The 9,883-nt window shown below is 42.5% G+C and carries 6 protein-coding genes; 2 read left to right on the top strand and 4 right to left on the bottom strand.

Features of this window, described 5'->3' with window-relative positions; genetic code table 11:
• Positions 1–494: 494 nt before the first annotated feature.
• Positions 495–854: a hypothetical protein gene (locus T530_RS0110170; RefSeq protein ID WP_027728919.1), complete on the top strand. Its 360-nt coding sequence runs from the start codon at positions 495–497 to the stop codon at positions 852–854.
• 17 nt (positions 855–871) lie between these two features.
• Here the strand turns inward: T530_RS0110170 and T530_RS0110165 are convergent, their stop codons facing one another.
• From T530_RS0110165 to rsgA, 3 genes are all read right to left on the bottom strand, one after another.
• Positions 872–1,618 (bottom strand): class I SAM-dependent methyltransferase, encoded by a 747-nt coding sequence (locus tag T530_RS0110165; RefSeq protein ID WP_027728918.1) that lies wholly within the window; start codon positions 1,616–1,618, stop codon positions 872–874.
• 285 nt (positions 1,619–1,903) lie between these two features.
• Positions 1,904–4,525 carry an endonuclease MutS2 gene (locus tag T530_RS0110155; protein WP_027728916.1) on the bottom strand — a complete coding sequence of 874 codons (2,622 nt, stop codon included), beginning with the start codon at positions 4,523–4,525 and terminating at the stop codon, positions 1,904–1,906.
• A 25-nt stretch (positions 4,526–4,550) separates the two neighbouring features.
• Complete coding sequence (rsgA, locus tag T530_RS0110150; RefSeq protein ID WP_027728915.1) at positions 4,551–5,537, bottom strand: ribosome small subunit-dependent GTPase A; 987 nt, start codon at positions 5,535–5,537, stop codon at positions 4,551–4,553.
• A 329-nt stretch (positions 5,538–5,866) separates the two neighbouring features.
• Between rsgA and T530_RS0110145 the strand changes: the two genes are divergently transcribed.
• Complete coding sequence (locus T530_RS0110145) at positions 5,867–7,807, top strand: DNA topoisomerase IV subunit A (protein ID WP_027728914.1); 1,941 nt, start codon at positions 5,867–5,869, stop codon at positions 7,805–7,807.
• Between the two features lie 193 nt (positions 7,808–8,000).
• On the opposite strand, the gene T530_RS0110140 is transcribed toward T530_RS0110145, so the two are convergent.
• The gene (locus T530_RS0110140; protein WP_027728913.1) at positions 8,001–9,701 is read right to left on the bottom strand and encodes a hypothetical protein; all 1,701 of its coding nucleotides are present in this window, start codon (positions 9,699–9,701) and stop codon (positions 8,001–8,003) included.
• Positions 9,702–9,883: the final 182 nt, after the last annotated feature.

Below are 9,883 nucleotides of genomic sequence, written 5' to 3'. Positions count from 1 at the left end.
TGTTTCCTTGTTAATACCTGACTGTTTGAATACAGGCATGTTTTAAAATTACTCACTTTTTCTCTCCAAAAATTTTTCAAATAATAACAAATATTAATAAATTGTTATATATAATATGAGAATTAATAACCAAGGTTACCGGGCTTTAGAGCATAGGACTTTGTGCTTTTCTGCAAACCCCAAAGACTTTTAGAGCAAAGGGCTTTCTACTTTGCGGCAAAGCCCTTTCACTTTTAACACCTGGTACTTTCAACTTTGCTCTGAAACTGAAAGCCCTTTGCCATAAAAGGCTTTCGACTTTACCGCAAAGTAGAAAGCCCTTTATGGCCAGATAGTACAAAAAATCCCCGGATTCAGAAGTTTAAATCTGAACCCGGGGAAGGTACCTTAAAATAACTGACTTATGAAATTACAATTTTCAGCCTTTTTCTTTGCGGGGGCTGCCGCCGCCCTTGCACTCTGCCTGAAAAAACAAAATGCAAATGGGGGTAAAAATGAAGTTAAAAAAGGTTCTGGTATGCCTTACGGCCTTTACGGTGACGCTTGCAATGCTGAATGCACAGAGCTTGCCAGTAAGTACAGAAAAGACGCAGAACGAATTTACAGAAAGACTTTGGACGGATGCAGAAGTCCAGAACCTTGTAAATGAACTGAACGCCCTTTCGGAAAACTATATAAAAGAAGCCTATTCTGCCGGTTGGAAGTGCGGCTATAAGGAAGGATATTGTAACGGTCAGAACTTTGCCCTGCAAAATCCGCCATCAAAGCTTAAGGCAAGATACTTTTTGTTCGGCTTTTGCGGAGGAGTCTGTATCGGAAGTGCAGGAAGTTTTCTTGTGAAACTGAGGCTATAAGAAGTTATGAATTCCTTCTACATCTTTGCGACAATTACGCAGGTAGCGGCCTTGTGGTCGTAAGGAGATTCTTCCCAGTCTCCGTAAACCTGAACCTGGCTGAAGCCGAATTCTAAAAGCTTATCACGGAGGAAGCTTGCAGGGTAAAGGCGCTGGACGAATTCGTGTTCTATGCGGGGGCGCATTCCCTCTTTATCGATTAATATCCATTTGGATCGGAGGCCTTCCCAGGCGCCGACAACACCGAACTCAGTAAGAACTGTGTAACCGGCACGTTCGAACCATTCGCCTTCGGTAAAATACATGGCGGCAATTTCGCGGGTAGTGCCTTCAAAAATGAAAGTGCCCCCTTCCCGCACGCAGTCACACATATTCTTTAAATATGCCATGTCCTCTTCGACAGTGTCACAGTAGCCGAAGGAAGTATAAAGGTTTACAACGCAGTCAAAGGCGGCCGGGCGGCACCACTTTCTCATATCGGCTTTTACAAATTCAATTTCAACGCCTTCATCACGGGCAGATTCTGCGGCGGTATCAAGTTCAGCCTGAATTATATCAGTGCCGGTTACCTTAAGGTCCAGAGCAGCCAGTTCTACACTAATGCGCCCTACTCCGCAGCCGGCATCAAGAATGGTGTCTCCGTCTTTCAGACCTGCAAGTTTTTTTACTCGGTCAGCAACAGCTGGAGCTTCTGCCCAGTGGGCTTCGTCGAACATAATGGGGCCGTAGTTTTTCCAGAAATCTTCAGATTCAAACCATTCCATATAAAACATCTCCCTTAAAAATTATTCCTACAAAAAAAAATAGCTCCCAGTCGCATAGCGTGGTACAAAACCGCGCGGTACCGCGCTACATGCTATTTTTGTAAGGAAACTATTGAATGCGCCGCTATCGCGGCAGACAAAAATAGAATGTTTTTGCCCCACGCTATACTCCTTCGCGCTATTTTTTATCTTTCCAAAATATGAGAGACGTTTTTCTAAAACAATCTCCGCTCGCGCCATTTTTTCTAGTTCTCCAAAGTATCAGAAGTTTCATCTGAAGTTCCTCTATTTGCACAAAGTCACGTAAGTCTTGCCGGCGCCGCCGTCTTCTGCCGGGGCGTATTCAAAATCGGCAACGGCAGGGCTGTGGGAAAGATAGTCGCGGACAGCCTGCTGCAAAACTCCGTTGCCCTTTCCATGAATTACGCTGAAGTGGTCAAAATTATTTAGCACGCACAAGTCTATCTGCCGTTCAAGAGCTTTAACAGCTTCTTCGGCGTACATTCCAAGAAGTCGGAGTTCGTAAACCGGGCGGGTGCCTTCTTTTTCCACGATAACGTTATCGCCGTATTCGTAAACGTTAGGTGCCATATCTACGCTGTAAGAAGGCACAAGATTCTGAGGGGCATTAACAAGCTGAAGGTCTTTTTCCTTCATTGTCATTTTTATACTGCCGAACTGAACCTGCCAGACTCCCTTTTTTGCAGAACCGGTGATTATTCCGCTATTCCCGCCATTCTTTGATTTAACAGAGGCACCCACTTCAAATACGAGACTAGGGGCAGCGGTATTTTTGCCGGCACTTGCCTTAGTGCCGGTGCCTAATCCCCCGGCCGCGCCCTGCGCGGATTCATCTTCCGTAACAGAAGTTGCGGTTTTAAGGGCCTCTGCAAGGCTGAGTTTTTTCTTTGTCGTTTTGTTAGAAGCGGGATGCTTTCTCTTTTCCTTTGCTTTTTTAAGTTCCTCGGCGGCTTTTTCTAGTTCCTCGCCCTCGGCTTCAATTTTTTTATCAAGGCGGGCAACATTTTTTTCAAGGTCGGAAATAAAGCCCTTTACGCCAAGAGTTTTTTCGCGAGTAAGCTCGCCTTCCTTAATCTGGCGGACAAGATTTTCAAGCTGGCGGCGGGAATGAACAAGGAAATCGTACATTTCCTGCTGCTTTCCGCTTTTAAGCTCGTGCTCCTTGCGGCGAAGTTCGACTTCTTTTTCGCGGAGCTTCAGGTTATTTTCTTCTATTAAATCGGCTTCGCGGCGGGCGGCAGACTGCATTTTATCAAGCTCAAGGTGCTTCTGGTTGAGACCGCGGATAAGGGCGGAAACGTCAGCCTGCTCGGTTGCAATGTAGTCGCGGGCGGCACGGCAGATTTCGCGGGGAAGACCGGACTTCTGGGCAATATCAAGCGCGTGACTTTCGCCGGGAACGCCCATCAAAAGGCGGTAAGACGGCGACAAAGTATTTGTATCAAACTCAACGCTGGCATTTACGCAAGACTCGTTGGTGTAGCCGTAGTTTTTCAAAATGCCCTGGTGGGTTGTAACAAGGACAAAGCTGCCCTTTTCAATCAGCTTGTCCAGCACTGCCATGGAAATTGCAGTTCCTTCCTGAGGATCGGTGCCGCTTCCAAGCTCGTCAAGCAGAATAAGAGTGTCTTCGCGGGCGGCATTAATTGCGTGGGCAATATTTTTCATGTGGCCGCTGAAGGTAGAAAGGCTCTGATCCAGGCTCTGGTCGTCACCGATGTCTGCAAAAACGTTGGAGAAAACAGGAAGACGTGTGCCCTCGCCCGCAGGAACCGGGAAGCCCGACTGATTGAGCATGGAAAGAAGGGCGAAAGTTTTTAAGGTGACGGTTTTTCCGCCGGTATTTGGGCCCGTAATAATAAGAACCCGTTTTCCCGTCATAAAGCGGATATCGATCGGCACGCATTTTTCACCCAGAAGAGGATGGCGGGCCTGCAGCAAAAGCGGAGGTTCTGAGTCAGCCCCGGAATGATAAGTGTGACCCGACGCAATCTCCTTCCCGCATTTTTGCGCATAGACGCATGAATGTTCCATTCCCCAGCGGGCAGCGGCAAGCGTCGTGTCAAAGATTTTCATAAGTGGAAGGCTGTCGCGGATTACAGGAATTGAAGGCTGTAAATCGGCAGTGAGTTCTGTCAGAATGCGCTTAATTACAGACTGAAGCTCGTATTCCTTTTGAATAAGTTCGTTGCTGCAAAAAACTGCTTCTTCAGGCTCAATAAAAACTGTCTGGGCGCTTGCAGAAACATCGTGGATAATTCCCTTAATGCGGGTCTGCTGATTTGCCTTAACTGCAAGAACCTGCCTGCCCCCGCGTAAAACCGGAACACTGGATTCAAGCACAGCCGCATATTTCTGGTCTCCGGTAAACTTTTTCATTATGTTTTTAATCTGGCTGTTGAGGCTGGCAATTTTTGAGCGGATTTCTGCAATTTCCGGCAGTTCACGCATCTCACCGTCTTTTGTAATAATTCTGAAAATTTTTCTGGAAGTTTCTGAAATATCCGGTAGCAGTTCCACCTGAGAAGTTAAAGCTTTTAAATTGAGCGCTTCTTTATGATTTAAGACGGCAGCCTTTACATTTTCTGCAGCTGTACAGAATTCTCCCAGTGCCTTTACCTGTTCAAGAGTAAGGCTGGCCCCGTTTGTCTTGATAATTGGAGTAAGACCGTGCACCGGTCCCCAGGCAGAAAAAGGACTTCCCTTTACGGCCGAAAGCCAGTCTTTCCATTCGCGGCTGCAGTTTTTGTAAAACTCGATTTTTTTTGATTCTGTAAAAGGCTCCCGGTTCTGAAGGTCGTACTTTCCTTCTTCACTTAAACAGAAAAGCGAAATTTCATCCCTGATTCTAAAATAATCTATTTCAGTAAGTGTTTTTTCGTTCATAAATTTTTTCAGTTAAAAATAAAAATTAGTCTTCCCAGCTGCCTGTTCTGATTTCATTAGAAATGCGCTGCCAGCTGTCGTAACGTTCCGAGGTAATTTTTCCGTCACGCACTGCCTGAATAACGGCGCATTCCGGCTCTGTAAGATGAGAGCAGCCAAGTCCGAATTTGCATTTTCCTATAAATGGTTCAAACTCGCGGAAGTAAAGGGCCAAATCCCCGGCTTCAATATCATCCAGGACAAAACGGCGGATTCCCGGAGTGTCGATAATATGAGCCTTTCGTCCCTGAACGCCTTCCATCAAAGATTCATTGAGCGAAAGGTGAATTAAAGTTCCCTTTGTTGTGGTATGGCTTCCTCTTCCGTATTTTTTAGAAAGGCTTCCGGTTTTAAGAACGCAGGTAGAGTCCATTACGTTTATAAGGCTGGACTTACCAACACCGGACTGCCCTACAAAAGCCGAAGTATGATTTTCCAGTAGTTCAGCAAACTCTGTCATTCCTTCGCCGGTTTTTGCAGAAAGACGCAGAACCTTATAACCTAAATCTGCCCAGATAGAAAGACGGCGGTCAATTTCTTCAAACTCTGCCTGACGGTCATCATTCTGCATGTTTTCGGCTAAATCATATTTATTGCAGACAATAACAGGAGTAATTCCCTGATGTTCTGCCTGAGCAAGGGCGCGGTCAATAAAGCGGGGACGGAAAGGCGGTTCGTCAGGAGTTGTAACAAGAATAAGATAATCAAGGTTACTTGCCAGAAGCTGAGGACAGCGGCCTTTTACATTCCAGCGCAAAAAGGTATTTTTCCTGGGCAGAAGCGAAAGCACCTGCCCTTTTTCTTCGTTTATTGGGTCTGGTTCAACTTCAACGACATCGCCCGGAGCAAGAGGGTTATAAAACTGCCTGTCAGATTTTAAAACCTTGCCCTTAATGGTACATTGGCGCGTTATATCGTCATCACATTCAACAGTAAAAGTATTGTTCGTTCCAGCCTGAACAGTTCCCTGCATTAAAAACCTCAAAAAAACTGATAATATATTTTACCATTAAAAGAGTGAAATATCTACATATCAAAAAGCAGGGCTTGCGGTCGCAAAGTGTGGTGCAAAATCTAGGGAGCGACGGCTTTAGCCGGTAAAACGCTCCAGTGGAGCGTTTTAAGCGAGTCTCCGAGCAGCTATGCTGCGAAGGCGCTGCTTTATAAAAAAAGGGGGCGTTGCGGGGGCTTTCCCCCGCTGGAAGGGGTAGCGGAAGATGCGCAGCAGCTGGAGCGAGGGGAAGGCTTTCCCCACCCTAGATAAAATTTTTCTTTTGCTTTAAAATAAAAACCGGTGGGAAAATGGCATACGTAAAAAATTTATTCGATTCAAACTTTATTCAGTACGCGAGCTATGTAATTCGCGACCGTGCAATTCCGGAAATCACAGACGGACTCAAACCTGTTCAGAGACGAATACTTCATACACTTTTAAAAACTGATGACGGACGCTTTACTAAGGTTGCAAACGTTGTGGGAAAGGTTATGGCCTACCACCCTCACGGAGACGCTTCCATTTACGCGGCCCTGGTAAACCTTGCAAACAAGGAACTTTTTATCGACAAGCAGGGAAACTTTGGTAATATGCTGACCGGCGACGGCGCTTCGGCTCCCCGATACATTGAATGCCGTCTTAAGGGAATTACAAAAGACATCCTTTATAACCCGAAAATCACAAATTACATTCCGACATACGACGGACGCGACGAAGAGCCTGTAACTTTCCGCGCAAAGCTGCCGCTCTGCCTTATTTTGGGCGCAGAAGGTATTGCCGTTGGTATGAGCACTTCGATTTTGAGCCACAATATTCACGAAGTAATTGACGCTGAACGCAAATGCCTGCGCGGAGAAAAATTTCAGCTCTACCCTGACTTCCCTACAGGCGGTCTTATTGACGTTTCAGACTATCAGGACGGACTTGGAAAAATCGTTACCCGCGCAAAACTGGACCTTTCGGACGAAAAGAAAATCGTAATCACAGAGCTTCCTTACGGTTCGACAACAGAAAGCCTTACAGATTCTATCGAAAAGGCCGCTAAAAACGGAAAAATCAAAATCGCTTCCATTCAGGACTACACTTCGGACAAAGTTAATATTGAAATCCGACTCCAGCGCGGAGTTTACACAAAGGATGTGGTAGACGCCCTCTATGCCTTTACAGACTGCGAACAGACCGTTTACTGTAATCTTCTGGTAATCAAGGACAACATGCCGGTGCAGATGACCTGTACCCAGGTAATCGAGTACCATTCAAAGCAGCTGCTTGGCGTTTTGAAGGACGAGCTGGAACTTGAAAAACGCGAGCTTACAGAAAAACTTCACCTGCGCACAATCGAGCGCATTTTTGTTGAAGAACGCATTTATAAAAAAATCGAAACTCAAAAAACAGAGGAAGGCGTTCTCAAGGCAGTAAAAGACGGATTCAAGCCGTTTGCGGCAGAACTTATCCGCCCGCTCACAGACGAAGACGTTGACCATCTTCTTAAAATCCCGATCCGCCGCATCTCTCTTTACGACATGAATAAAAACCGCCAGGAAGTAAAGGCAATCAACGACCGCATCAAGGAAATCAACCGCCTTTTGAAGCACCTGGTAGATTACGCCGTAAGCTGGCTTGACGGAATTGAAGCAAAACTGGACGCCGCCACAACAAAACGCCGCACACATCTTACAAACATCAAGACTGTGGACGTAAAGAAGGTTGTAAAACGCGATATGTCCCTTCACTACGACGAAAAATCCGGCTATCTTGGTGTAGAAGTTTCCGGCGGCAACGAAATGCTAAAGGTTACCCCTTACGACAAGGTTCTCTATGTGCGAAAAAGCGGCATTTACTCTGTCAGCGAATGCCCTAAAAAGATTTTCGTGGGCCCTGGTATGGCTTTCTGCGGACTTGCAGACAAGGACAACCTTTCAAAAGTCCTCTTTACGATTTTGTACCGCGACCCGGAAACTCAGTACGTTTACATCAAACGCTGTAAGATTCCGTCTTACATCATGAACCGCGACTACTTTTTTGCCCCGGACGGCATGGAAGTTCTCCACATCGACACCCGCAAAGCTTTTGCCTTCCAGCTTAACTACGTTAAGAAGCCAAAGGTTAAGATTTTGTCCGAAAAGTTCAAGGCCGGCGATTACGAAGAGAAGTCGCTTAAAGCCAAGGGAGTCCGCGTCGCCGCCAAGGAAGTGCAGACGATTGAGGTGCAGAGTGCCAAGCCAGTGAACGGGGAATTGCCGTTGTAGGTTACAGGTGCTAGGTTCAAGGTTTTAGGAAGGAGGGAGAAGTCTCTCCCTCGCTCCCAAGTAAGTCGCTCCACGAATCGCCCCTGCAAGCAGTGCCGATTCGCTCCGCTTTGTTACTTGTCCGCTACCCTCTCGCCTAAGGGGGCAAGCCCCCTTAAAATCCCCCGTTTTTATGAAAAAAAATTTTATTCCATTAGTTTTCGTCAAAAACAACTTTGAACATAGGAACTGTAAGCATTTGATTATTTACATTTTCATAACAGAAAACACCTGAATATATAAAATAATGTGAAATATCTGAATCAAAAAATTTATTGCGATCTTCTTCTGCTAATACTAAATAAGAAATACAAAAATAATTTAATTCTGTAATAGGACCTGCAAAATCATATAAACACCCATCTTCCAACCACTGTAATACTTTGCCTTTAATCGTTTTATTTTCAGTATATTTACAATTTTTAAGAAAACCATAAGGATTATTGTTTTTAAAACAATAATCTTTATAGGAAAGCTCTTTCATTTCAAATTCTGTATTTGATGGAATATCTGAAGGTATATTATAATCATCTGTACTAAAAATAACTGAAAATTTTGGGACTGTATTTGTACCACCATCTGAGGTGTCATAAGTATATGCACCTTCGTAATGGTATAAGATTTTTTTATTAAATGGAAATTGCTGAATACTATTATCAAAAACAACTAGTGCTAAACCTTGGCCTGCTGTATATGCTGTATCAGGTGCAAAATCATAAAGACATGTTTTTTCATCTATCCATTGATAAACATAACCCCATTTGTGTTCATCATTATAGTAATAATTCTTTTTAAAACCATATGGATTGTTATTAATAAAGTTAGCATCGCGAATAGACAAAGTTAGCACTTTACCTTTTATTGAGTCATTAATTTTCTTATAATGTTTTTCTGAAAATAAAACTTCCGGCAAAGAATCCCAACAGTACCCTTCAATTGCAGTTAAAACGAAAAACGAATCCGTATTTTTTTCAAAAATAAATGTATACATGTTTTCAGTTTCAGCTGTAATTGTTTTTATATCAGGGTTCTTAGAAATAAAATCATTACATTGCTCTTTTATTAAATCTGTTGTTTTATACCATTTATTTCTAACTCTTATAGCTGCTTCATCTTCATTATAAAAAAAATATGCTTCTGTAAAGTACTTCTTTTCTTTATGGAATTTATTTTTTATAAATTGGGAATTAGCATCATTTAAGAAATGTGTATCAACAATATCTATTTCTTTTGGTAGTAAATCAACATTCTTTTCTTCAAAGTCAAGGATTGTAATAACAATCGCTCTTGACATATTGCTTCTCCAATTCGTAACGTTTGCTGTAGAAAGTTCGTATTTTGTTACATTACCGTTAGAAATTTCTAATGCGAGTTTTTCTATACCATCCCAGCGAAGCGAATAATCATAATCATTTATGACATGTTCACCTAGTGTTAATTCATAATTATCTAATAAAATATGTTCATAATTTGGTTTTAGATCTGAATGATAACAGTAAAAATAATTATAACTATTTGATGGGACAATTGTTGAATTTTCATCTATACCTTGTAAACATGAAACATCTATTGTTTTATCAGTATTATTTTTTACAATACACCAACCAACATCAAAACCTGTAAAATCAAAGAAAATTAAATTTGAATTAGTTTCATATATTTGATTAAATGAATAAAATTTTTTTACTGGTCGATTTATATATTCTAATGCTTCGGGACTTATTTCAGGAGCATTATTTTTAGCAAAAATAGGAACAAAACTTAATAAAAATATAATAATAAATGATAAAAGATTTATTTCTTTTATAATAAACCTAGAAGCTCGTTCTGTACTTATAGTAATAGAATTATTCATAATTTAATTATACCACAGTAAGACAATAGGTATAGTTTTTATTCTCTTAAAATTAGAAACAGAAATGCTCAAAATAAAAATAGAATACGAAGCAGCTTTTACAATAAAGTTGTACAGAAAGTATTATCCAAACTGTTTGGAACTATCGTTGCCAGAGAGATTAAAATAAACTTATGAATTTC

Source organism: Treponema sp. C6A8 (assembly GCF_000619925.1).
In the GTDB taxonomy this organism is placed as follows: Bacteria; Spirochaetota; Spirochaetia; order Treponematales; family Treponemataceae; genus Treponema_D.
This window is presented reverse-complemented; position numbering and strand designations above follow the sequence as displayed.